Source organism: Nocardioides malaquae, assembly GCF_015070385.1.
In the GTDB taxonomy this organism is placed as follows: domain Bacteria; phylum Actinomycetota; class Actinomycetes; order Propionibacteriales; family Nocardioidaceae; genus Nocardioides; species Nocardioides malaquae.
In genome coordinates this window covers 94,526-116,634 of sequence record NZ_JADCSA010000009.1, presented here as the reverse complement: position 1 = coordinate 116,634, position 22,109 = coordinate 94,526, and the positions used below count along the sequence as shown (strand labels likewise).

Below are 22,109 nucleotides of genomic sequence, written 5' to 3'. Positions count from 1 at the left end.
TCCTCTTCTCCGTGACCACCAAGAGCCTCTCCGTGACCTCCAGCCCCGTCCGCGCCCTGCGCTCGTCGCTGCGCCTGTCCGTGCCTCTGGCCGTCACGACCGCCGTCCTGATGGCCACGCCGGCCATGGCCGACCTCCCGGAGGCCTGGGAGACTCCCGAGACGGCCGGCTTCCTCGACCACTTCATCCTGATCGCAGCCGTCCCGGTGGGTGTGGCCCTGGTCATCGCCCTGCTGACGCTGCTGCCCGCCCTGGCTCGCGGCGAGAAGCTCTCCGGCCACGCGGCCCCGGTCGCCGACGAGTGGTTCGGCGGTCCGCGTGGCGGCAAGGCCGAGATCACTGCCGCGGGTGCCGCGAAGGACTCCGGTGGCGCCAGTGGCACGTGGTGACCTGAACGCCGCCGAGCGCGCCGACCTCGACCGCACCATCCGGGCGGCCGAGCAGAGCAGCCGCGTCGAGTTCTCCGTCTTCCGCGGGATCAGCGAGGGCGAGCCCCGGGCGTTCGCCCAGTCGCTGCACGCCGCCCTGCCCGCGCCCGACCGCACCGTGCTGATCATGCTCGACCCGGTGGCCCGGGCCCTCGAGGTCGTCACCGGGGCCGAGGTGCGTCGCCACCTGACCGACCGCGAGGCCAAACTGGCGGTGGTCACCATGCAGACCGCATTCGCCGACGGTGACGAGATCGGTGGCCTCAAGCGCGGGATCAACCTGCTCTCCGAGTACGCACGCGCTCCCCAGACCCTGCACGCCGAGGGCTGAGGGCGTACGACCCGACGTCTGCCCCGGCGAACGGGCGCGAACGACACAGGAGCGGCGGTCCCCGGTGGGGGACCGCCGCTCCTGTCGTCGTGCGGGGCTCAGCCGGCCTGTGCGTCACGCTCCTGCGCAGCCACGGCGCGCGCCACGTCGGCGCGACCCTCGTTGACGTAGCGCAGCACCTGCGGCGAGACGTCGGCGCCCGCGAGCCAGGCGTCGACCCGCTCCACGGTGTCGGCGGTGGCGAGAGCCTTCGGGAAGCCGTACTCCAGGACGATCGAGGCCTTGTGGAAGCCGAGAACGTCGATGATCGTGGAGGCCGCCTCGAGGTAGTGCTCGAGGTAGGGCGCGACCACGTCCTCCTGGCCGGCGCGGAAGATCGAGAAGACCATCTCGCGCGAGGTCTCGTTGGGCGTGGCGGGGTCGAGGATTGCCTGCCAGCCTGCGGCCTTGGCCTCCGGCGTCGGCTGTGCCACCCGCGCGGCGGCGGCCGACTCCTTGCCGGAGATGGTGGAGTCGCGCTCCAGCTCGGCGTCGATGTCGGCGTCGGTGAACCGTCCGCCGGCGGCAAGGCTGCCGACCAGCAGCCAGCGCAGGTCTTGGTCGACGGTCAGGCCCTCCACGGTGACGGAGCCGTCGAGCAGCCCGGCGACCTCGTCGAGCGCTGCGTCGGAGTGCGCCGCGGCAGCGTACTGCCGGGCGAAGGTCAGCTGGTGGTCGCTGCCCGGCTCGGCGGCGTGGAGCAGCGCGCGCAGGCCCTGCTCCCACTCGGCCCGCAGGGCCGCGCGGTGCTGGGGGGCCGAGTAGAGGTTGACCGCCATCGCCGCCGAGGCGGGGATGCGTGTGACGCCCCAGGAGTCGGTCTCGGAACCGATGTTGGCCAGCACCAGACGCACGAAGTCGGTCGCGGCCATCTCGCCGTCACGGGTCATGTCCCACGCCGCACCCCAGACCAGGGCGCGCGCGAGCGAGTCCTCGACCGCGGAGAGGTGGCTGATCGCCGTGGCCAGCGAACGCTCGTCGAGGCGGATCTTCGCGTAGGCGTGGTCGGCGTCGTTGAGCAGGAGCAGGTCGGGCTGCTTCTTGCCCACCAGCTCGGCGAGCGCGGTCTCGGCGCCCTCGACGTCGACCTCGACGTACTCGCGGCGCACCAGCGCGCGACCCTCACCGTCGCCGTTCGGAACGGCGTCGTAGAGGCCGATGCCGAGGCGGTGACGACGCAGCGTCGGCCAGTCCGGGTGGGCCGACTGGAGCACCGAGAACTCCGCGTAGTTGCCGTGGTCGTCGAGGGTGAAGAACGGGCGCAGGGTGTTCACACCGGCCGTCTGCAGCCACTCCGCCGCCCAGCCCTTGAGCTCGCGGCCCGAGGCCTGCTCGAGCGCGGCGAGCAGGTCGTCGAAGGTGGCGTTGGAGAAGGCGTGGTCCTTGAAGTACTGGCGCAGGCCGGCGAGGAACGGGTCGAGCCCGACCCAGGCGACGAGCTGCTTGAGCACCGAGGCGCCCTTGGCGTAGGTGATCATGTCGAAGTTGACCTCGACCGCGTGCAGGTCGACGTTGTCGGCCGCCACGGGGTGGGTCGAGGGCAGCTGGTCGGCGCGGTAGCCGGTCTGCTTGCGGGCGTTGGCGAAACCGGTCCACGCGTCGGTGAACTCGGTGGCCTCGGCCTCGCACCAGTAGCAGGCCCACTCGGCGAACGACTCGTTGAGCCACAGGTCGTCCCACCACTGCATCGTGACGAGGTTGCCGAACCACATGTGGGCCATCTCGTGGGTGATCACCGAGGTGCGGAACTCGTAGAACGAGCGCGGCTGGCGCGAGCGCGGCAGGTACTCGTCGCGCAGGGTCACGCAGCCCGCGTTCTCCATCGCGCCCATGTTGTACTCCGGCACGTAGAGCTGGTCGTACTTGCCGAAGGGGTAGGGGAACTCGAACTTCTCCTCGAAGAAGGCGAAGGAGTTCTTGGTCGTCTCGACCAGGTTCTCGACGTCCATGTGCTCCACCAGCGACTGGCGGCAGTAGTGGCCGAGCGGGATCGTGCCGTACTTGCCCTCGTAGGTGTCGAGCACCTCGTGGTACTCGCCGGCCACGACGGCGGTGATGTAGGTCGACATCCGCTCGGTCGGGGCGAAGCGCCACACCGCCTTGCCGTCGCCCGTGGGCTCCGGGGTCGGCGTGGGGGAGTTGGAGACGACCTTCCAGTGCTCGGGGGCGGTCACGGTGAAGGTGAAGACCGACTTGAGGTCGGGCTGCTCGAAGGTGGTGAAGACGCGACGCGCGTCGGGCACCTCGAACTGGCTGTAGAGGTAGACACGGTCGTCGACCGGGTCGACGAAGCGGTGCAGGCCCTCACCGGTGTGGGAGTAGGTGCAGTCGGCGCGCACCACGAGGGTGTTCTCCGAGGCGAGGTCGTCGAGCCGGATACGGCTGTCGACGTAGACCTCGGCCGGGTCGAGGGAGCGTCCGTTGAGGGTGATCTCGTGGACCTCTGCGTCCACGAGGTCGGCGAAGGTGCTCGCGCCGGGGGTGGTGGCGGTGAAGGTGAGCGTGGTCGTCGAGCCGAAGGTCTTCTCACCGGTGGTGAGGTCGAGGTCGATGGCGTACGAGGTGACGTCCAGGAGGGCGGCGCGGGTGGCGGCCTCGTCCCTGGTCAGGTTGGTTCCGGGCATGGGGTCGATACTGTCACCTCCGGCGAACCGGGTGGTTGAAGCGGGTCTGGTTCACTGAGAGGCGTGAGCACCTCCGAGACGACTCCCCGCAAGGACACCGCCGACTTCTGGTTCGACCCGCTCTGCCCCTTCGCCTGGATCACCTCGCGCTGGATCCTCGAGGTCGAGAAGGTGCGCGACATCGAGGTCGTGTGGCACGTCATGAGCCTGGCCTACCTCAACCAGGACAAGGACATCCCTGACGACTACCGCGAGATGCTCAAGCCGGCCTGGGGGCCGGTGCGGGTCTGCATCGCGGCGGAGCAGCGTCACGGCAACGGAGTGCTGGCGGGGCTCTACACCGCGTTCGGTGAGCTGATCCACCACGAGGAGCAGCCGATCACCCGAGAGCTGGTCGCCACGGCCGTCGAGCGCGCCGGCCTCGAGGCCGACCTCGTCGACGCCATGGACGACTCCTCGCTCGACGAGGCGGTGGCCCGCTCGCACCACGAGGGGATGGACCAGGTCGGCGACGACGTGGGCACTCCGACCATCGCCATCAACGGCAGCGCCTTCTTCGGCCCCGTGCTCTCGGCCATCCCGCGCGGCGACGACGCCGGTCGCCTCTGGGACGGCTGCGTGGCGGTCGCCGGCTTCCCGCACTTCTACGAGCTCAAGCGCTCGCGCACCGGCGAGCTCGACTTCAGCTGATCGTGCCTCGCGTCCTGCCCCGCTCGGTGTCGACGGCGCTGGTCCTCGCCCTCGTCGGAACCCTGCTGGGTGCGGCGCCGGCGGGGGCCGGCCCGACGCCGGGTCCGGCACCGACAGCTGGGCCGCAGCTGGAGCCCAACCCGGACCGCGTCGGCCTGCGGTCGGTCGGGGGAGGTCTGGCCGAACGCCGGGTGCCGGTGCCCGTCTCCTCGGGCGTGAGCACCTGGCGCACCGACCGGTTCACGATGCTGGCCGCCACCTGGCAGGGGAGGCGCTCCCCGCACCTGGAGGTGCAGGTCCGCGGCCGGGACGGCTGGCAGGCGTGGCAGCACCTCGACGAGAGCGAGCACGGTCCCACCACCACCGGCTCGACCGGCCGGCGCGGCAGCGAGCTGGTCTGGGTGGGGGAGGCCCGGCAGGTCCGCGTGCGCAGCGACGCCGCCAGCGCCGCCGACGTGCAGCTGGTCCTGGTCGACACCACCTCCGACCCACAGCCCGAGCCGGAACCCACTCCTGAGCCGACCTCGGAACCGGCGCCGGCCCCTGAGCCGACGCCGACCCCGGAACCGACGGCGACGCCGACCGACGACGCGAGTCCGGCTCCCGAGGCGGCCCCGCGCAGGCACGCACCGCGGCCGCGGATCCGGGGCCGCAAGGCCTGGGGTGCGAAGGAGCGGTGGCGCAGCGGCGAGCCGGTGACGCGTCGGTTCACCAAGCAGGTGCACGTGCACCACACGGCGAGCAGCAGCTCCTACCGTCGGACCGACGTCCCGGGCATCATCCGGGGGTTCTACCGCTACCACACCAAGACGCTGGGCTGGTCCGACATCGGCTACAACGTGCTGGTCGACCGCTTCGGCCGGGCCTGGCTGGGCCGCAAGGGCGGGCCGATGGTGCAGGGCGCCCACACCCTCGGCTTCAACCACAACTCCGTGGGCCTCGCCGTGATCGGTGACCACCGCAGGACGAAGCCGCGCCGCAAGGTCGTGCGTACGCTCGTCAAGGTCGCCGCGTGGCACCTCGACCGCGACGGGCGCCGGGCCAAGGGCCAGGTCAAGGTGACCTCCCACGGCTCGGACCGGTACGCCAGGGGCGAGAAGGTGCGCCTGCCGATCATCTCGGGGCACCGCCGCACCAACCACACCGCGTGCCCCGGCGCCCAGCTGCGGAAGCGGTTGCCGCAGATCCGTCGTCAGACGCAGCGGCGCGTCAACCGGTTCTGACCGGCCGTCCGGTGCGCTCCTGCCGATGCCGGAGCGATCGCGACCCCTCATTAGGATCACGGGCATGAGCAAAGTCCTCTCCGCTGTCGCCTGGCCGTACGCGAACGGCCCGCGCCACATCGGCCACGTGGCCGGTTTCGGTGTGCCCTCCGACGTCTTCAGTCGGTACATGCGCATGGCGGGCCACGACGTGCTCATGGTCTCCGGCTCCGACGAGCACGGCACCCCGATCCTGATCGCCGCCGACGAGGCAGGCATGACCCCGCAGGAGCTGGCGGACAAGAACCACCGGCTCATCGTGGAGGACCTCGTCGGCCTGGGGCTGTCGTACGACCTCTACACCCGCACGACCACCGGCAACCACCACGCGGTGGTGCAGGAGATGTTCCGCGGCGTCCACGCCAACGGCTACTTCGTCGAGGAGACCACCTTCGGGGCGATCTCGCCGTCGACCGGTCGCACCCTCCCCGACCGCTACATCGAGGGCACCTGCCCGATCTGCAGGACGCCGGGCGCCCGCGGCGACCAGTGCGACGCCTGCGGCAACCAGCTCGACCCGCACGACCTCATCGACCCGGTCAGCCGGATCAACGGCGAGACCCCCGAGTTCATCGAGACCCAGCACTTCTTCCTCGACCTGCCGGCGCTGGCCGAGGCGCTGGGGGAGTGGCTCGACGAGCGCGACGCGTCGGGCACCTGGCGGCCCAACGTCATCAAGTTCTCCATGAACATCCTCAAGGAGATCCGCCCGCGGGCCATGACCCGTGACATCGACTGGGGCATCGCCGTGCCGCTCGAGGGATGGCAGGACAACCCCACGAAGAAGCTGTACGTCTGGTTCGACGCCGTGATCGGCTACCTGTCCGCCTCGATCGAGTGGGCGCGCCGCTCGGGCAACCCCGACGCGTGGCGCGAGTGGTGGAACCCTGCGCCAGCGGGAGAGGGCCAGGCCCTGTCGTACTACTTCATGGGCAAGGACAACATCACCTTCCACTCCCAGATCTGGCCGGCCGAGATGCTGGCCTACAACGGCCAGGGGTCGAAGGGCGGTGAGGCGCACGAGCTCGGCGAGCTCAACCTGCCCACCGAGGTCGTCTCCTCGGAGTTCCTCACCATGGAGGGGCGCAAGTTCTCCTCCTCCAAGAAGGTCGTCATCTACGTCGCCGACCTGCTCAGCCGCTACCAGGCCGACGCGTTCCGCTACTTCGTCGCCGCCGCCGGCCCGGAGAACCAGGACTCCGACTTCTCGTGGGCCGAGTTCGTGCAGCGCACCAACTCCGAGCTCGTCGCCGGCTGGGGCAACCTGGTCAGCCGCACCGCGACGCTGATCGCCAAGAACTTCGGCGAGGTGCCCGCGCCGGCGCAGCTGTCGCCCGAGGACGAGACCGTCCTCGCCTCCACGCTGGCCGCCTTCGACACCGTGGGCGACCTGATCGGGCGCAACCGCATGCGCAACGCCATCAACGAGGCGATGCGGGCCGTGGGCGAGGTCAACAAGTACGTCACCGACGCCGAGCCGTGGAAGATCAAGGAGGATCCCGAGCGCCTCGGCACCGTGCTGTGGGTGATGGCGCAGTGCGTCCAGGACCTCAACACCCTGCTCAGCCCCTTCCTGCCCTTCACCGCCAACCAGATCGACGAGATCCTGGGCGGTCCGGGCGACCTCCAGCCGATGCCCCGCATCGAGGAGGTCGACGACCTCGACCTCGAGGGCCGCGCCTACCCGGTGATCACCGGCGACTACGCCAACGCCCGCTCGTGGGGTCGCCACGACGTCGTGGTCGGCACCCCGATCGCGAAGCCGACCCCGGTCTTCACCAAGCTCGACCCGTCGCTCGTCGACGACGAGCTCGCCCGCCTCGGCCTCTGAGGCGCCCCCCATCCATCGGCAACTGTCGGGTTGATGACGCACGTCACGGCGTGTCGTGTCATCAACCCGACAGTTGCCTCCGAGGGGCGGTGACCAGCGCTAGGGTCTGCGTCCATGACGCACACCCACCTGCCCCGGCTCCTGGTCCGGCAGAAGATCACGATGATGGTCAACCGCTTCGAGATCTTCGAGGCCGACCCGAGCACGGGGGCGCAGGGCCAGCTGGTGGCCTTCGCCGAGCAGAAGCGCTTCGCCTTCAAGGAGCAGGTCACGTTCTTCACCGACTCCTCGCGCACGCGTCCCGTCTTCACGTTCAAGGCTCGTCAGGTGATGGACTTCGGCGCCGGCTACGACATCCGCGACGAGGCCGGCACCCAGATCGGCTACTTCAAGAAGGACTTCGCCCAGAGCCTGCTGCAGACGACCTTCCACGTCGAGGGTCCGGGCTACCAGGGCACGGGCAAGGAGCGCTCGATGCTGGTCGCCCTGCTGCGTCGCTTCGCCGACCTGCCGCTGCCGATCCACTTCGACTACGTCGACGCCGCGGGGGCACCCCTGCTCTCGATCACCCGCAAGTTCGCGGTGCGTGACCAGTACGACGTGCAGGTCGCCGACCAGCGGGTCGACTTCAGGGTTGCGGCGGCCATCGCGGTGGGCATGGACGTCCTGATGGACCGCTGAGGCCCCGGCCTCCCCAGACCCGAGCAACGCAGGAGGACCCGTGGTGCTGCACCCCCAGGCCGCCGCCGCCGTGGCGGCGAGCGCCGACGAGACCCCGGTCACCGATCCCGCCTTCGACCACGTCGCCGAGCGCGCGGCGGGCCGGAGGGCGGCTCTGGCGGAGCCGCGCGAGGACGTGGAGGAGGTCCGCGACGTCGACGCCGACGGAGTGCCGGTGCGCCTGCACCGTCCGGTCGGGCGGCCACAGGGCCTGGTCCTGCACCTGCACGGTGGCGGGTTCGTGCTCAACGACATCGACGTCCACGACGCCTCCGCCCGACGCCTGGCCAACCGGTCGGGCATGGCGGTGCTCAGCGTCGCCTACCGACGACCGCCGGAGCACCCGTTCCCGGCCGCCCCCGACGACGTCTCCACGGTCGTACGCTGGCTTGACGCCGGCGGTGTCGAGGCGCTGGGCCTGCCGGCCGAGCTGCCGTTCTTCGCCCACGGTGACAGCGCGGGCGGCAACCTCGCGTTGGTCGCCGCCCTCCGCCACCCCGGGCGGTTCGCGGCCGTCGCCCTGATCTACCCGTTTCTCGACCCGACGGCGTCGTCGCCGTCCTACCACGAGGAGAACCACGGCTTCGGTCGCGAGTCGGCGCTCTGGTACTGGTCGCAGTACGCCCCGGACGCCGACCTCACCGACCCCGACCTCGCGCCCCTGCTCAGCGACCGGCTGGCCACGCTGCCGCCGACGCTGGTGACGACCGCCGAGCACGACCCGTGCCGCGACGACGGCGAGCGCCTGGTCACCCTGCTGGCCGAGGCCGGTGTCGAGGTGGTGGGCACCCGCTACCTGGGCCAGGTGCACGGCTTCTGGCGCCACCCGCAGTCGTTCGACGCCGCGGAGCCGTTGATGCGGCAGGTGGCCGGTTTCCTGGCCCAGCACGCCTGAGGGACAATGGGGCCATGCGCGTTCACATCGGCTCCGACCACGCCGGCCTCGAACTCAAGGACCACCTGCTCAACTGGCTCGTCGACAACGGCTACGAGGCCGTCGACCACGGCCCCTTCGTCTACGACGCGCTCGACGACTACCCGGTCTTCTGCCTGCGCGCCGCCGAGGGCGTCGCCGCGGAGCAGGCCGAGGGCCTCGACAGCCTGGGCATCGTCATCGGCGGCTCCGGCAACGGCGAGCAGATGGCGGCCAACAAGGTCCAGGGCATCCGGGCCGCGCTGGTGTGGAACGACGACACCGCCGCGCTGGCCCGCGACCACAACGACGCCAACGTCATCAGCCTGGGTGGTCGTCAGCACACGATCGACGAGATGACTCGCTTCATCGACATCTTCCTCAAGGCGCCGTTCTCGGGCGACGAGCGCCACGTGCGTCGGATCGGCCAGATGAGCTCCTACGAGCAGACCCGCGAGCTGCCCCCGCTGCCGGAGTCCGCCCTGCGCGGCCCGGAGGCCTGAGGCTCGGTGCCCGAGGGACACACCCTCCGTCGTCTCGCCGGACACCTCGACCAGGCCTTCGCCGGCCGGGTGGTGCGGGTCTCCAGCCCCCAGGGCCGCTTCGAGCACGAGGCACGCTCCCTCGACGGCGCCGTGCTGGTCGGTGCTGACGCGTTCGGCAAGCAGCTCTTCGTCGAGTTCGACGGGGAACGGTTCGTGCACGTGCACCTCGGGCTCATCGGCGCCTTCGACGTCACCGTCGACGTCGAGGAGGTGCCACCCCCGGTCGGCGCGGTGCGCCTGCGGCTGCAGACCGCGACCGCGTACGCCGACCTGCGCGGCGCGACCCGCTGCGACCTGGTGGGTCCCGAGGTCGTCGAACGGGTGCGTACGACCCTGGGGCCCGACCCGCTGCGGGCCGACGGCGACGTCGCGGCCGCGTGGGCCAAGGTGCGGGGCAGCAACCGCACCATCGGCGACCTGCTGATGGACCAGGGCGTGCTCGCCGGTGTCGGCAACGTCTACCGCGCCGAGGTGCTCTTCCGGCACCGCATCCACCCGCTCCGCCTGGGCCGCACCCTCACCCGGGCCCAGTTCGTCGCGATCTGGGACGACCTGGTGGCCCTGATGACCGAGGGCGTGGCCACCGGACGCATCGACACGGTGCGGCCCGAGCACACCCCCGAGGCGATGGGGCGAGCCCCGCGCAAGGACGACCACGGGGGAGAGGTGTACGTCTACCGTCGCGCCGGGTTGCCGTGCCACGTCTGCGGTGCGCCGGTGCGCAGCAGCACGTTGGTGGGGCGCAACCTCTTCTGGTGCGCCAAATGTCAGCCCGCGCCGCGAGCGCGGCACTAGCCTTCAGTTCACCGGGGTGAGCATGACGGAGATGCGAAGGTGAGGAATGGCTGAGCACGGTTCGGTCCTCGACGTTCCCGCGCGCCGCATCAAACGGCGCTGGGAGCGGGCGTCACAGTCCGGCACACCGCCGGAGCTGATGGCGCTGGTGGTGCTCACCGGTGCCCTGGCGTCGATGATCCTGCTGTGGCCGGACGTGGTGCCACTCATCGTGCTGGTGCTGCCCCTGGTGGTCGGCAACAACCTCCTCGGTCCGCGTGAGCTGCCGTGGTTCGTCGTGCTCGTGCTGGTGGCGCTGGCCTTCGTCACCGCCCAGCGCGGCGACATGGATCCTCGCTCGGCGGTCGCCGTCGGCGTCATCTTCGCGGTCGGCTTCATCATCCTGATGACCTCGTTCCGACGCTCGCGCCTGGGCGTCGCCGGGTCGCGCGGGGAGTCGATGCTGGTCGACCTGCGTGACCGCATCCTCAAGCAGGGCGCCATCCCCGCGCTGCCTCCCGAGTGGGACGTCACCTGGGAGCTGCGCTCCGCGGGCGGCACCCTCTTCGCCGGTGACTTCGTGGTGGCCTCGCGTTCGTCGGAGGGGCGTCTCGACGTCGTCGTGGTCGACGTCTCCGGCAAGGGGGAGCAGGCCGGCACCCGGGCGTTGTTGCTCTCCGGTGCCTTCGGCGGGCTGATGGGTGCGTTGCCGTCGAGCTCGTTCCTGCCTGCGGCCAACGCCTACCTCTTGCGCCAGGACTGGGAGGAGGGCTTCGCCACCGCCGTGCACCTGAGTCTCGACATGGCCTCGGGTGACTTCGAGTTGCGCTCGGCCGGGCACCCGCCTGCCGCCCTCCACGACGCGGGGGCGGGGCGCTGGTCGGTCCTCGAGAGCGAGGGCCCGATCCTCGGTCTCGTCGCCGACGCCGAGTTCGTGACCACCCGGGGCACGATGCGCCGCGGTGACGCCATGGTGCTCTACACCGACGGGCTGGTGGAGACCCGGGGACGCGACATCGCGATGGGCATCGACCGCATGTTGGGGCAGGCCGACCGGGTGCTGCGAGGTGACTTCGTCAACGGCGCGGAGCGACTCGTCGATGCCCTGGGCGGCCCCGGCGACGACCGCGGCCTGCTGCTGGTCCACCGCCGCGTGGGCTGACGCCCCCGGGTGGAGCGGGTGCGTGCGGTGTGGCACGATGTCTCCCGCGCACCTGCTGGGCCTGATCGGCGCGGAGGGGCAGCGTACGCGGATGTAGCTCAATGGTAGAGCCTCAGTCTTCCAAACTGATTACGCGGGTTCGATTCCCGTCATCCGCTCCAAGAGCCCGTGGGGCCAGTTTCTCCAGGCCCCGCAGGTGTCTTGACGGGGCGTAGCGTAGTGGCTAGCGCGCCTGCTTTGGGAGCAGGAGACCGCAGGTTCGAGTCCTGTCGCCCCGACCGTCCGTCGTGGGGGGAATTCACGTCCCGTCGCGCCGCGCAGTAGTCTGGTTGGTGGACAATTCTGCCGGGCCCCGCGCGACCAGCCGTACGAGTGTTGCGAAGGTCTGCCCGTTCGGACCCCCGCTCGTCGCTGACGCGGCGTTGCGGTGCCCACGCCGGGACGCCGCACCCCTGAACTGCACCACCATCGATAAGGAGAACACCTGTGAAGAGCGCCGTCGAGAACTTGAACCCGACCCGGGTCAAGCTGACTGTCGAGGTGCCCTTCGAGGAGCTCAAGCCGAGCCTCGACGCGGCGTACAAGAAGATCGCCCAGCAGATCAACGTGCCCGGCTTCCGCCGCGGCAAGGTCCCGGCCGCCGTCATCGACCGTCAGGTCGGGCGCGGCGCGGTGCTCAACGAGTCGATCAACGAGGTCATCCCGGCCAAGTACATGGAGGCGCTCGAGGCCAACGAGCTCGAGCCGCTCGCCCAGCCTGAGATCGAGGTCACCAAGCTGGAGGACAACGACGTCCTGGAGTTCACCGCCGAGGTCGACGTCAAGCCCCAGTTCGAGCTGCCCGCCTACGACGGTCTCGAGGCCGAGGTCGAGGACCTCGAGGTCACCGACGCCGACGTCGAGGAGCAGGTCGAGGCGCTGCGTGAGCGCTTCGGCACCCTGGTCGACGTGGAGCGCGCGGCCGCCGACGGCGACTTCGTGACCATCGACCTGCGTGCGGCCAAGGACGGCGAGACCGTCGAGGGTGGCGAGGTCACCGGCATGTCCTACAAGGTCGGTCGGGGCGGCATGCTCGACGGCCTGGACGAGTCCCTCGTCGGCATGTCGGCCGGCGACGAGAAGGCCTTCACCTCCCAGCTCGTCGGCGGCGACCTGGTCGGCGAGGACGTCGAGGTCACCGTCACCGTCACCGGCGTGCAGGAGCAGCAGCTGCCCGACTTCGACGACGAGTTCGCCCAGCTGGCCTCCGAGTTCGACACCGCCGAGGAGCTGTCGGCCGACGTGCGCGAGCGCCTCGTGCGCGGCAAGCGCCTCGAGCAGGCCGCCGCCGCCCGCGACGCCGTCCTCGAGGTCCTCCTGGAGAAGGTGTCGATCCCGCTGCCCGAGACCGTGGTCACCGACGAGCTCAACTCGCGCCGGGCCAACGTGGAGCAGCAGATCATGTTCTCCGGCCTGACGATGGAGAAGTACCTGGAGCAGGAGGGACAGACCTCCGACGAGTTCGAGGCCGAGCTGGAGCGCCGCGTGCGCGACGCCATCACCGCCCAGTTCATCCTGGACAAGGTGGCGAAGGCCGAGGAGATCGGCGTCGACCAGAACGACCTCTCCCAGCACATGGTGATGCGCGCCCAGCATTCCGGCCAGGACCCGCAGGAGTTCGCCAACCACATGTTCGAGCACAACCACATCCCCGAGCTCGTGCAGGAGATCCTGCGCGGCAAGGCGCTGGCCCAGATCGTCGAGACCGCCACGGTCAAGGACGCCTCCGGCAACGTGGTCGAGCTGAAGAACCTCCTGCCCGACGGCACCATCGGTGAGCCGCAGGCCGAGGAGGCCGGCGAGGAGGCCTGAGCCCCCCGCTGACCCCACGCGTCACACCGGACCCCGTCGCCCACCAGGGCGGCGGGGTCTCGTGCTCCGGGCAGGTGTGCGCTGTGGGCGAACAGGGGGCCGCAACGCGTGGAATGGTCGGAGGCACGGGCTAGTGTCGGCGACGTGAACCTGAACTCCAGTGCTTCCCTGACGTCACCCCAGATGAACGGCGGCGGGTCCTACGGCCTCGACGACCACATCTACCAGCGCCTGCTCAAGGAGCGGATCGTCTTCCTGGGCTCGGAGGTCCGCGACGCCAACGCGAACGCGATCTGCGCCGCGCTGCTGCTGCTGTCCGCCGAGGATCCCGAGGCCGACATCTTCCTCCACATCAACAGCCCCGGTGGCTCCGTCGACGCCGGCATGGCGATCTACGACACGATGAACTACATCCCCAACGACGTGGCGACGGTCGGCATGGGCCTCGCGGCCTCGATGGGTCAGTTCCTGCTCTGCGCCGGCACGAAGGGCAAGCGCTACGCGCTGCCCCACGCGCGCATCATGATGCACCAGCCCTCCTCGGGCATGGGCGGCTCGGCCTCCGACATCAAGATCCAGGCGCAGCAGTCGCTGCACATCAAGAAGGTGCTCCTGGACCTCATCTCCGAGCACACGGGCCAGCCCGTCGAGCAGGTCATCGCCGACGCCGACCGCGACCGCTGGTTCACCGCCGAGCAGGCCAAGGAGTACGGCCTCGTCGACGAGGTGATCTCCAGCGCCCGTCAGGCAGCTGACGAAGGCCGCCCCGCCCGGACCGACAAGAAGGACTGACCTCGATGAACTACTACATCCCGCAGTGGGAGGAGCGGACCTCCTACGGGTTCCGCCGCATCGACCCCTACGCGAAGCTCTTCGAGGAGCGCATCATCTTCCTCGGTTCGCCGATCTCCGACGACGTGGCCAACGCCGTCATGGCCCAGCTGCTCTGCCTGGAGACGATGAATCCCGACCAGGACATCTCGATCTACATCAACTCGCCCGGTGGCTCGTTCACGGCGCTCACCGCGATCTACGACACGATGCAGTTCATCAAGCCTGACGTCCAGACCGTCTGCCTCGGTCAGGCCGCGTCGGCAGCAGCGATCCTGCTGGCCGCCGGCACCCCCGGCAAGAGGCTGGCGCTGCCCAACAGCCGCATCCTGATCCACCAGCCCTACACCGAGGGCACGTTCGGCCAGACCTCCGACATCGAGATCCAGGCCAACGAGATCCTGCGCATGCGTGAGCTCTTGGAGAAGATGATCTCGGAGCACTCGGGCAAAGACATCGAGCAGGTGAGCCGCGACATCGAGCGCGACAAGATCCTCACCGCCGAGCAGGCCGTCGAGTACGGCCTGGTCGACGCGATCCTGCAGAACCGCAACACCCCGATGCCGATCGGCTGACCTGCCGCTCGGACCACGGGCCGGCTCCACGGCTCTTTGTCGGTCCCGGGTGTCCCGCCCCCGTCGGGGCGGGACACCGGGTACCGTCGCAAGACAGTTCAAACTGCACCACCTTGCCGGGCCAGCGCCCGGCCCAGACCGGAGGAATGATCGCTCGTGGCCCGAATCGGAGACGGCGGCGACCTGCTGAAGTGCAACTTCTGCGGGAAGAGCCAGAAGCAGGTCAAGAAGCTCATCGCCGGTCCCAACGTCTACATCTGCGACGAGTGCATCGAGCTCTGCAACGAGATCATCGAGGAGGAGCTCGCCGAGGGCACCGAGCTCGGTCTGGCCGAGCTGCCCAAGCCCCGCGAGATCTTCGAGTTCCTCAACTCCTACGTGATCGGCCAGGAGCACGCGAAGAAGTCGCTGGCCGTCGCGGTCTACAACCACTACAAGCGTGTCCAGGCCCAGGCGGCTGCGACCGCCAAGCACAAGGACGACGCGGTCGAGGTCGCCAAGTCCAACATCTTGGTCATCGGCCCGACCGGCTGCGGCAAGACCTACCTCGCCCAGACCCTGGCCCGGATGCTCAACGTGCCCTTCGCCATCGCCGACGCCACCGCGCTGACAGAGGCGGGTTACGTGGGCGAGGACGTCGAGAACATCCTGCTCAAGCTGATCCAGGCCGCCGACTACGACGTCAAGAAGGCCGAGACCGGCATCATCTACATCGACGAGATCGACAAGGTGGCCCGCAAGGCCGAGAACCCGTCGATCACGCGCGACGTCTCCGGTGAGGGCGTGCAGCAGGCGCTGCTGAAGATGCTGGAGGGCACCACTGCGTCGGTGCCGCCCCAGGGTGGGCGCAAGCACCCGCACCAGGAGTTCATCCAGATCGACACCACCAACATCCTCTTCATCGTCGGTGGCGCCTTCGCCGGTCTCGAGCACATCGTCGAGCAGCGCGTGGGCAAGAAGTCGCTGGGCTTCACCGCCGAGGTGCGTGGCGAGGCCGAGCGCGAGGCCGAGGACCTGATGGCCCAGGTGCGGCCCGAGGACCTCACAAAGTTCGGACTGATCCCCGAGTTCATCGGGCGCCTGCCGCTGATCGCGAGTGTCTCCAAGCTCGACAACGAGGCGCTCGTGCAGATCCTCACCGAGCCGCGCAACGCGCTGGTGAAGCAGTACCAGCGGCTCTTCGAGCTCGACGGGGTCGAGCTCGAGTTCACCGACGAGGCCATTGCGTCCGTCGCCGAGCGTGCCCTCGAGCGCGGCACCGGTGCCCGCGGCCTGCGCGCCATCATCGAGGAGGTGCTCCTCCATGTGATGTACGAGGTGCCCTCGCGTGGCGACATCGCCAAGGTGGTCGTCACCAAGGAGGCCGTCGAGGACGGCGCCGCCCCGACGCTGCTGCCCCGGGCTCCGGAGAAGAAGAAGTCCGCCTGACCCCGAGCTCCACCGCGAATTCTTCCGTTTGGCCACCGTCCGGCCGACAACGACGGAGAATAGGTGTTCAGGACGATCTCTCGGGACGCGAAGGACACCTCACCCATGAGCACGGAGCACAAGCGGCCGCTGTACGCGTTCGCGCTGGTGGCGCTGATCTGCGCGCTCTTCGTGGGCAACGGGTTGCGCAGTGACGCGCTGACCGGCTTCCTGCGAGCGGTGGACCTGCCCGAGCGCGTGCTCGCGGTGACCACCGACCCCGTCGCGGAACGTACGGTCGACTCGGACCCGGGCGCAGAGGCCGCTCCGCGTGCCGCAGCGCCCCAGACTGCCTCGGACGCCCGCGCCGCTGCCGTGCGGCCGTCCGAGCGCCGCGGCCCGGTCAAGGCCAAGAAGGTCCGCGCCGCCGCGCGTCCCACGAGTCCCGCAGCGCCCCGTCCGGCGCCCGCCCCGCCCAGCCCCACCGTCCCGACTCCGGAGGAGACCGTGCCGCCTGGCTCGGACCAGGGTCACGAGGGTGGCCCCGGACACGGCGACGAGGGCCGGGGTCAGGACCACGGAGACCACGGCCACGGAGACCGCGGTCGTGGGGGTGACCGCAGCGACGGTCGAGGGCGCGCCCACGACGACGAGAGCCGCCCCGACGAGGGCCGCGGCCACGGTGGCAAGAGCCACGGTCGCGAGGACAAGGGCAGCGATGGCAAGGGCAGCGGTGGCAAGGGCAGCGGTGGCAAGGGCAGCGGTGGCAAGGGCCACGGTCGGGGCCACGACAAGGACAAGGGCCACGAAGACAAGGGCCACCACGACAAGGGCCACCACGACGAGGGTGGCAAGAAGGGCAACGGTCGCGGCCGTTCCTGACCCACCTCCGCGTGAGCCGACGAGGGCCCCCGACCAATTGGTCGGGGGCCCTCGTCGGTCGCGCCGGGGCGAGGCCCCGACGGCTCAGCCCGTCAGTCGGTGACCTCGGCCAGCTCGGCGTCCACCCGCAGCTCCGTGGCGGAGTCGTCGATGGTGAAGATCAGCTCACCGGTCACCTTGCCGGCCTGGCGCAGGTCGTGCTCGGCGGCCCGTGCGCCCTCGACGAGCGCGGCGGGGCCGCTGATCTCGACCCGCGAGAGCTGGTGGCGCATCGAGACCTTGGCCTTCGACTTCGCGCCACGGATGCCACCCAGGGCAGCAGCCACGCCCGTCAGGGCACCGGGGTCGGTCGCAGCGGCGCTGCCCAGGTCGGTCGGCAGCGGCCACGCCGCGGTGTGCACCGAGCCCTCCCGCCACCACGACCAGACCTCCTCGGTCACGTAGGGCAGGAAGGGCGCGAGCAGGCGCAGCTGCACGTGCAGGGCGCAGGCCAGGGCGGCGCGGGCGGACTCGGTCGCGAGCCCGCCGTCCTCGGCGTAGGCCCGCTCCTTGACCAGCTCGACGTAGTCGTCGCAGAACTCCCAGAAGAAGCGCTCCGCGACCTCGAGGGCCGTCGTGTAGTCGTAGGCCTCGAAGGCGGCGGTGGCCGTGCGCACGGTCTCCGCGAGCCGGCCCATCAGCGCGGTGTCGACGGGCTCGGAGACGGTGACCGGGCTGGGGTTGGTCGCGCCGACGTTGCCGAGCACGAACTTGGAGACGTTGAGCACCTTCATCGCCAGGCGTCGCCCGACCTTCATCTGGCTCTCGTCGAAGGGGGAGTCCAGGCCGGGGCGGGCCATGGCGGCGCGCCAGCGCACGGCGTCGGCGCCGAACTTGTCGAGGATCTCGGTCGGCACGACGACGTTGCCCTTGGACTTCGACATCTTCTTGCGGTCGGGGTCGACCACGAAGCCCGACAGCATGGCGTGCGACCACGGCACGACGCCGTTCTCGTGGTGGGCGCGCACGACGCGGGAGAAGAGCCAGGTGCGGATGATGTCGTGGGCCTGGGTGCACAGGTCCATCGGGAAGACGCGCTCGAAGAGGTCGTTGTCGCTCTCCCAGCGTCCGGCGATGTGCGGGGTGAGCGACGAGGTCGCCCAGGTGTCCATCACGTCGGGGTCGCCGATGAAGCCACCGGGCTTGCCGCGCTGGTCCTCGCTGTAGCCGCCGGGGGCGTCGGTCGAGGGGTCGACCGGCAGCTGGTCCTCGCTCGGCATCAGCGGGTGGTCGTAGTCGGGCTCGCCGTCGTCGTCCAGGGCGTACCAGACCGGGAAGGGGATGCCGAAGAAGCGCTGGCGGCTGATCAGCCAGTCGCCGTTGAGGCCGCCGACCCAGTTGTCGTAGCGGTGCTTCATGTGCTCGGGCACCCAGGTGATCGCGGCACCCTCGGCCACGAGGTCGTCGCGCAGGTCGGCGTCGCGGCCGCCGTTGCGCAGGTACCACTGGCGGGTGGAGACGATCTCGAGCGGCTTGTCGCCCTTCTCGTAGAAGTTCGCCATGCGCTCGGTGCTCTTCGGCTCACCGTCGAGGTCGCCGCTCTCGCGCAGCTGCGCGACCATCGCCTCGCGGGCCGAGAAGACCGTCTTGCCGGCCAGGTCGGCGTACGCGCCGGAGGCCTGCTCGCCGGAGAGCCACTCGGGCGTCTCGCGGGTCAGGCGGCCGTCGCGGCCCACGACCGTGCGCACCGGCAGCTGCAGCTCGCGCCACCACTGCACGTCGGTGAGGTCACCGAAGGTGCAGCACATCGCGATGCCGGCGCCCTTGTCCGGCTCGGCGGCCGGGTGGGGAAGGACCGGGATCTCCACCCCGAAGACCGGCGAGGTGACCGTGGTGCCGAAGAGGTCGGCGTAGCGCTCGTCGTCGGGGTGGGCGATCAATGCGACGACCGACGGGATCAGCTCGGGACGGGTCGTCTCGATGTGCACCGGGCGGCCGTCGGGCCGGTGGAAGGCGACGCGGTGGTAGGCGCCGGGGTAGGCACGGGCCTCGAGCTCGGCCTGGGCGACGGCGGTCTGGAAGGTGACGTCCCACAGCGTGGGGGCTTCCTGGAGGTAGGCCTCACCACGGGCGAAGTTGCGCAGGAAGGCACGCTGGCTGACGGTCTGGGCGTCGTGGCCGATGGTCGTGTAGGTGGTGTTCCAGTCGACCGAGAGGCCGAGGCGGCGCCACAGCGACTCGAAGACCTGCTCGTCCTCCTCCACCAGCTGCTCGCAGAGCTCGATGAAGTTGGGCCGGCTGATCGCGACCTGCTTCTTCGGGTCGGGCTTGGCCGGCGGGGTGAAGTCGGGGTCGTAGGGCAGGCTCGGGTCGCAGCGCACGCCGAAGTAGTTCTGCACGCGGCGCTCGGTGGGCAGGCCGTTGTCGTCCCAGCCCATCGGGTAGAAGACGGACTTGCCGGTCATCCGCTGGTAGCGCGCGACGACGTCGGTGTGGGTGTAGGAGAAGACGTGCCCCACGTGCAGCGAGCCGGAGACGGTCGGCGGCGGGGTGTCGATCGAGTAGACGTTCTCGCGCGGCTGCGTGCGGTCGAAGGCGTAGGTGTCGGCGTCCTTCCACCGGGCCGCCCACTTCTCCTCCAGACCCTCCAGGGCCGGCTTGTCCGGTACGACGACGTCGCGCTGTGCGGGCGACGTCGTGGACAGGTCGGGGCTCTGGGTGTCAGTCATGCAGGGAAGTCTAGGAGGCGCTCGCTCCCCGCAGGAAACCAGTTCCGGGGGCGTGGCGACGACCGGTGGCGGCGCGGAACTCCTGGAGCGCCCGGTCGTCGTGGGTGCCGGTCTCCGAGGGGGACCATCCCGGCGAGACGTTGTAGTCCAGCAGGATCTCGCGCAGGAAGGGCACGACCGAGGTGTCGTCGACGACCTGGCGGGCGACGCCGGAGAGGTCCATGGCTCCCTCGGTGGGGCTCACCAGGTCGATCGTGCCGCCCCACGAGCAGGTCAGCTCGCCGGCTCCGTGCTCGGCGAACGCGTCGGCGAGCACCCCGGTCAGCAGGAAGATGCACTCCTCGCGGTCGCTCCCGGTGTCGCGGCTGCGCAGGGCCTCGCTCACCCGCTTGGGGAAGTCGCCGCGCTCGATGATGTCGAGGAGTCCCGTGAGGGTGCGCACCTCGGGGTGCGCCTCCTGGAAGAGGATCAGGGAGGCGGCGCGGGCGCGGCGCATCGCCCAGCGCGTCATCGCGTCCTCCCAGTGCAGGTCGGTGGTGCCGGGCGGCAGGCCGGCGTCGGCCACGGCCTCGAGCAGGGTCGTCTCGTTGGCCAGCAGGAACATGGCGGGCTCGCCGGCCTGCGGGTGCGCCGGGTCGTCGGGCCGGTCGGCCAGCTGGGCGTGGTCGGCGATCTCGCCGCCCCGCTCCATCAGCAGCTCGACGAGGCCCATGTAGACCGGACGGGGGACCAGGTTGTCGGTCAGGTCGGGCAGCACGAATTCGTCGATCCACCACTGGGTGGCGACGGCGATCGCGTCCTCGAGGCGGCTCTGGCCCTTGCCGTCGGCCTCGGCGGTGGCGCCGTTCTGGCCACCGAGGAGTCGGCCGAGACGACCCAGACGAGACGGACGCTGGCGCACCGGCGCGGCGACGACCTCGCCCTGGTCGGCCATGCGGTCGTGCAGGGAGCGGGTGATGATCTCGGCCAGGTCGCCCTGGTCGAGGGCGAGCAGCAGGGGCACGCCGATGTCGAGGGAGAAGGGGTCCTCGTGGGTGATCACGTGGGAGTTGCCGACGACCCGGATCTGGTCGGGTGCCGGTGAGCCGGCCTCCTGGGCGACGGTGCGCACGAAGTGCCAGAGCGCGGGCTGCTCGAGGGGGGTGACCGTGCTGGCGCCCTGGAGCATCGAGTTCGCGTCGACGGTGTAGACCTCCTGCCACAGCGAGGTCAACCACTCCTGTCCGGGGGCAGGGGTGTTGGGGGCAGCGGGTGCTCCGGGAAGTCCGACGCTTCCCACGGCGATCTCTGACACGTGGCCTCCTGCACAGGGTTCCCCGGGATCTCCCGAGAGTTCGATCGTAACCACACGCCGATGGTGCGCGAGGGGCTTCGGGAGAACTCCGGTGCGACCCGCCGCCCCGCACGGGGCAGCGGGTCCGACGTCAGCGGCGGACGCGGAGGGTCACCTTCGCGGTCGTGCGGGCGTACGCGGAGCCCTGCGTGGGGACGTACGTCACGACCACCGTGTGACGGCCGGGCTTGAGCTTGCGCGGTAGCGCCAGGGCGAAGGTGAGCTTGCCGGTGACCGTGCGGCGGCCGACGACCTTGCGACCGACCTTCACGACGACCTTGCCGGCCGGAGCGACGCCGGAGACGGTGCCCTTGAGGCGGACGCGCACCTTGGCGGGCGCCTTGCCGACCCGCTGCTTCTTCTTGGTCAGGCGCACCGTGAGGCCCGCCTTGACCGGAGCGGGCGCCGGCGAGGGCGCCGCGGTCGGGGCCGGCGTGGGGTCGGAAGTGGGGGCGTCCGTGGGGGTGGGCGTGGGGGCTGCGGTCGGGGACGGCGTCGCGGTCGGTGCGGGGCCGCTGGTCGGCGCGGGCGTCGGCTCCGGAGTCGGCTCCGGCGTGGGGGTGGGCGTGGGCGTGGGGACGGGCGTCGGCGTCGGCGTCGGGGCGGTCCGTCCGTCCACGGGCACCGTGACGGTGGGTGTGGACGCGGCCTCGCAGTTGATCACCACGGTCCACAGCAAGTAGGTGAACTGCACCGTCAGCGGTCCGGGCGTGAAGGTCAGGGTCGCCTCGGGGGTGGGCAGGGAGGCCTGCAGCACCGGCAGGTCGGTGGGGGTGTCGGGGCGGATCGTCACGGTGCGGCTGCCGGCGAGGCGCACGGCGGCGCCGTCGACGGAGGCGTCCATGGCGCTGGTCATGGTGACGGTCAGGTCGCTGGTGATGCCGGGGATCACCGGGCGTCCGGTCGACATGGAGAGGTTGACCTGCTCGCCCTCCGCGGTGGCCTCGAGCACGGCCTCGACCGGCATCTCGAACTCGGTCGGGTCCGTCACGATCGCGCTGGCCACCGGCACGCAGGTGTAGGACAGCGAGGCGGGCGTCGCGGCGAGAGACGCGGTGGTGCCCGGCACGAGCAGTGCGGCAGCGAGCGCGGCCGTGGTGGTCAGGGCGATGCGGCGGGGGTGCACGTGGGGGACTCCTCGGGTGACGGGCGGAGCCCACAGTCTGTGACCTGTGTCGCCCGGGCGTGGGCAACTCCGATCAG

Annotated in this window: 20 protein-coding genes and 2 tRNA genes; 18 read left to right on the top strand and 4 right to left on the bottom strand. The window is 70.5% G+C overall.

Features of this window, described 5'->3' with window-relative positions; all coding sequences use genetic code 11:
* Positions 1-11 precede the first annotated feature (11 nt).
* Both IEQ44_RS10815 and IEQ44_RS10810 read left to right on the top strand, forming a co-directional pair.
* The gene (locus IEQ44_RS10815) at positions 12-389 is read left to right on the top strand and encodes a hypothetical protein (protein WP_193638473.1); all 378 of its coding nucleotides are present in this window, start codon (positions 12-14) and stop codon (positions 387-389) included.
* The gene (locus IEQ44_RS10810; RefSeq protein ID WP_193638472.1) at positions 376-759 is read left to right on the top strand and encodes a DUF5130 family protein; all 384 of its coding nucleotides are present in this window, start codon (positions 376-378) and stop codon (positions 757-759) included. The genes IEQ44_RS10815 and IEQ44_RS10810 overlap by 14 nt, the downstream gene beginning before the upstream one ends.
* Before the next feature lie 98 nt (positions 760-857).
* On the opposite strand, the gene pepN is transcribed toward IEQ44_RS10810, so the two are convergent.
* On the bottom strand, positions 858-3,422 hold the full coding sequence (pepN, locus tag IEQ44_RS10805; RefSeq protein WP_193638471.1) for an aminopeptidase N: 2,565 nt from the start codon (positions 3,420-3,422) through the stop codon (positions 858-860).
* Between the two features lie 63 nt (positions 3,423-3,485).
* Between pepN and IEQ44_RS10800 the strand changes: the two genes are divergently transcribed.
* The 16 genes from IEQ44_RS10800 to IEQ44_RS10725 all read left to right on the top strand — a co-directional run bounded on the left by IEQ44_RS10800 (position 3,486) and on the right by IEQ44_RS10725 (position 16,865).
* Positions 3,486-4,112, top strand: coding sequence for a mycothiol-dependent nitroreductase Rv2466c family protein (locus IEQ44_RS10800; RefSeq protein WP_193638470.1), 627 nt, complete (start codon positions 3,486-3,488; stop codon positions 4,110-4,112).
* Between the two features lie 2 nt (positions 4,113-4,114).
* The gene (locus tag IEQ44_RS10795; protein ID WP_193638469.1) at positions 4,115-5,335 is read left to right on the top strand and encodes an N-acetylmuramoyl-L-alanine amidase; all 1,221 of its coding nucleotides are present in this window, start codon (positions 4,115-4,117) and stop codon (positions 5,333-5,335) included.
* Positions 5,336-5,399: 64 nt separating this feature from the next.
* Positions 5,400-7,205 (top strand): methionine--tRNA ligase, encoded by a 1,806-nt coding sequence (gene metG / locus IEQ44_RS10790; RefSeq protein ID WP_193638468.1) that lies wholly within the window; start codon positions 5,400-5,402, stop codon positions 7,203-7,205.
* Positions 7,206-7,319: 114 nt separating this feature from the next.
* Positions 7,320-7,886 carry an LURP-one-related family protein gene (locus IEQ44_RS10785; RefSeq protein WP_193638467.1) on the top strand — a complete coding sequence of 189 codons (567 nt, stop codon included), beginning with the start codon at positions 7,320-7,322 and terminating at the stop codon, positions 7,884-7,886.
* A 40-nt stretch (positions 7,887-7,926) separates the two neighbouring features.
* Complete coding sequence (locus IEQ44_RS10780) at positions 7,927-8,820, top strand: alpha/beta hydrolase (protein WP_319804617.1); 894 nt, start codon at positions 7,927-7,929, stop codon at positions 8,818-8,820.
* A 14-nt stretch (positions 8,821-8,834) separates the two neighbouring features.
* Complete coding sequence (locus IEQ44_RS10775; protein ID WP_193638466.1) at positions 8,835-9,341, top strand: ribose-5-phosphate isomerase; 507 nt, start codon at positions 8,835-8,837, stop codon at positions 9,339-9,341.
* Between the two features lie 6 nt (positions 9,342-9,347).
* Positions 9,348-10,178 (top strand): Fpg/Nei family DNA glycosylase, encoded by an 831-nt coding sequence (locus IEQ44_RS10770; RefSeq protein WP_193638465.1) that lies wholly within the window; start codon positions 9,348-9,350, stop codon positions 10,176-10,178.
* A 46-nt stretch (positions 10,179-10,224) separates the two neighbouring features.
* A complete protein-coding gene (locus IEQ44_RS10765) occupies positions 10,225-11,319 on the top strand; it encodes a PP2C family protein-serine/threonine phosphatase (protein ID WP_193638464.1) in 1,095 nt (364 codons plus the stop codon).
* Entirely contained in the window at positions 11,258-11,416 is a 159-nt protein-coding gene (locus IEQ44_RS10760; protein ID WP_193638508.1) for a hypothetical protein, read from the top strand. Before IEQ44_RS10765 ends, IEQ44_RS10760 begins: the two co-directional genes overlap by 62 nt.
* Positions 11,407-11,480, top strand: a tRNA-Gly gene (locus IEQ44_RS10755). Before IEQ44_RS10760 ends, IEQ44_RS10755 begins: the two co-directional genes overlap by 10 nt.
* 44 nt (positions 11,481-11,524) lie before the next feature.
* Positions 11,525-11,597: transfer RNA gene (locus IEQ44_RS10750), tRNA-Pro, on the top strand.
* A gap of 208 nt (positions 11,598-11,805) precedes the next feature.
* The gene (gene tig / locus IEQ44_RS10745) at positions 11,806-13,170 is read left to right on the top strand and encodes a trigger factor (protein WP_193638463.1); all 1,365 of its coding nucleotides are present in this window, start codon (positions 11,806-11,808) and stop codon (positions 13,168-13,170) included.
* A gap of 183 nt (positions 13,171-13,353) precedes the next feature.
* Positions 13,354-13,962 (top strand): ATP-dependent Clp protease proteolytic subunit, encoded by a 609-nt coding sequence (locus tag IEQ44_RS10740; protein WP_193638500.1) that lies wholly within the window; start codon positions 13,354-13,356, stop codon positions 13,960-13,962.
* Between the two features lie 5 nt (positions 13,963-13,967).
* Complete coding sequence (locus tag IEQ44_RS10735; protein ID WP_193638462.1) at positions 13,968-14,576, top strand: ATP-dependent Clp protease proteolytic subunit; 609 nt, start codon at positions 13,968-13,970, stop codon at positions 14,574-14,576.
* Between the two features lie 156 nt (positions 14,577-14,732).
* Positions 14,733-16,004: an ATP-dependent Clp protease ATP-binding subunit ClpX gene (gene clpX, locus IEQ44_RS10730; RefSeq protein WP_193638461.1), complete on the top strand. Its 1,272-nt coding sequence runs from the start codon at positions 14,733-14,735 to the stop codon at positions 16,002-16,004.
* 105 nt (positions 16,005-16,109) lie between these two features.
* Positions 16,110-16,865 carry a hypothetical protein gene (locus IEQ44_RS10725; protein ID WP_193638460.1) on the top strand — a complete coding sequence of 252 codons (756 nt, stop codon included), beginning with the start codon at positions 16,110-16,112 and terminating at the stop codon, positions 16,863-16,865.
* A 92-nt stretch (positions 16,866-16,957) separates the two neighbouring features.
* Here the strand turns inward: IEQ44_RS10725 and valS are convergent, their stop codons facing one another.
* From valS to IEQ44_RS10710, 3 genes are all read right to left on the bottom strand, one after another.
* The gene (gene valS / locus IEQ44_RS10720; RefSeq protein WP_193638459.1) at positions 16,958-19,573 is read right to left on the bottom strand and encodes a valine--tRNA ligase; all 2,616 of its coding nucleotides are present in this window, start codon (positions 19,571-19,573) and stop codon (positions 16,958-16,960) included.
* Positions 19,574-19,583: 10 nt separating this feature from the next.
* Positions 19,584-20,867 carry a M48 family metalloprotease gene (locus tag IEQ44_RS10715; RefSeq protein WP_193638458.1) on the bottom strand — a complete coding sequence of 428 codons (1,284 nt, stop codon included), beginning with the start codon at positions 20,865-20,867 and terminating at the stop codon, positions 19,584-19,586.
* Positions 20,868-20,997: 130 nt separating this feature from the next.
* Complete coding sequence (locus tag IEQ44_RS10710; protein WP_193638457.1) at positions 20,998-22,032, bottom strand: hypothetical protein; 1,035 nt, start codon at positions 22,030-22,032, stop codon at positions 20,998-21,000.
* Positions 22,033-22,109: the final 77 nt, after the last annotated feature.

What these genes read in the sequence shown, in the direction of transcription:
- pepN (WP_193638471.1), bottom strand. Translation starts at nt 3,422, where the DNA reads ATGCCCGGAACCAACCTGACCAGGGACGAGGCCGCCACCCGCGCCGCC.
- metG (WP_193638468.1), top strand. Translation starts at nt 5,400, where the DNA reads ATGAGCAAAGTCCTCTCCGCTGTCGCCTGGCCGTACGCGAACGGCCCG.
- IEQ44_RS10785 (WP_193638467.1), top strand. Translation starts at nt 7,320, where the DNA reads ATGACGCACACCCACCTGCCCCGGCTCCTGGTCCGGCAGAAGATCACG.
- IEQ44_RS10775 (WP_193638466.1), top strand. Translation starts at nt 8,835, where the DNA reads ATGCGCGTTCACATCGGCTCCGACCACGCCGGCCTCGAACTCAAGGAC.
- IEQ44_RS10765 (WP_193638464.1), top strand. Translation starts at nt 10,225, where the DNA reads ATGGCTGAGCACGGTTCGGTCCTCGACGTTCCCGCGCGCCGCATCAAA.
- IEQ44_RS10760 (WP_193638508.1), top strand. Translation starts at nt 11,258, where the DNA reads ATGCCCTGGGCGGCCCCGGCGACGACCGCGGCCTGCTGCTGGTCCACC.
- IEQ44_RS10740 (WP_193638500.1), top strand. Translation starts at nt 13,354, where the DNA reads ATGAACGGCGGCGGGTCCTACGGCCTCGACGACCACATCTACCAGCGC.
- IEQ44_RS10735 (WP_193638462.1), top strand. Translation starts at nt 13,968, where the DNA reads ATGAACTACTACATCCCGCAGTGGGAGGAGCGGACCTCCTACGGGTTC.
- IEQ44_RS10725 (WP_193638460.1), top strand. Translation starts at nt 16,110, where the DNA reads ATGAGCACGGAGCACAAGCGGCCGCTGTACGCGTTCGCGCTGGTGGCG.
- valS (WP_193638459.1), bottom strand. Translation starts at nt 19,573, where the DNA reads ATGACTGACACCCAGAGCCCCGACCTGTCCACGACGTCGCCCGCACAG.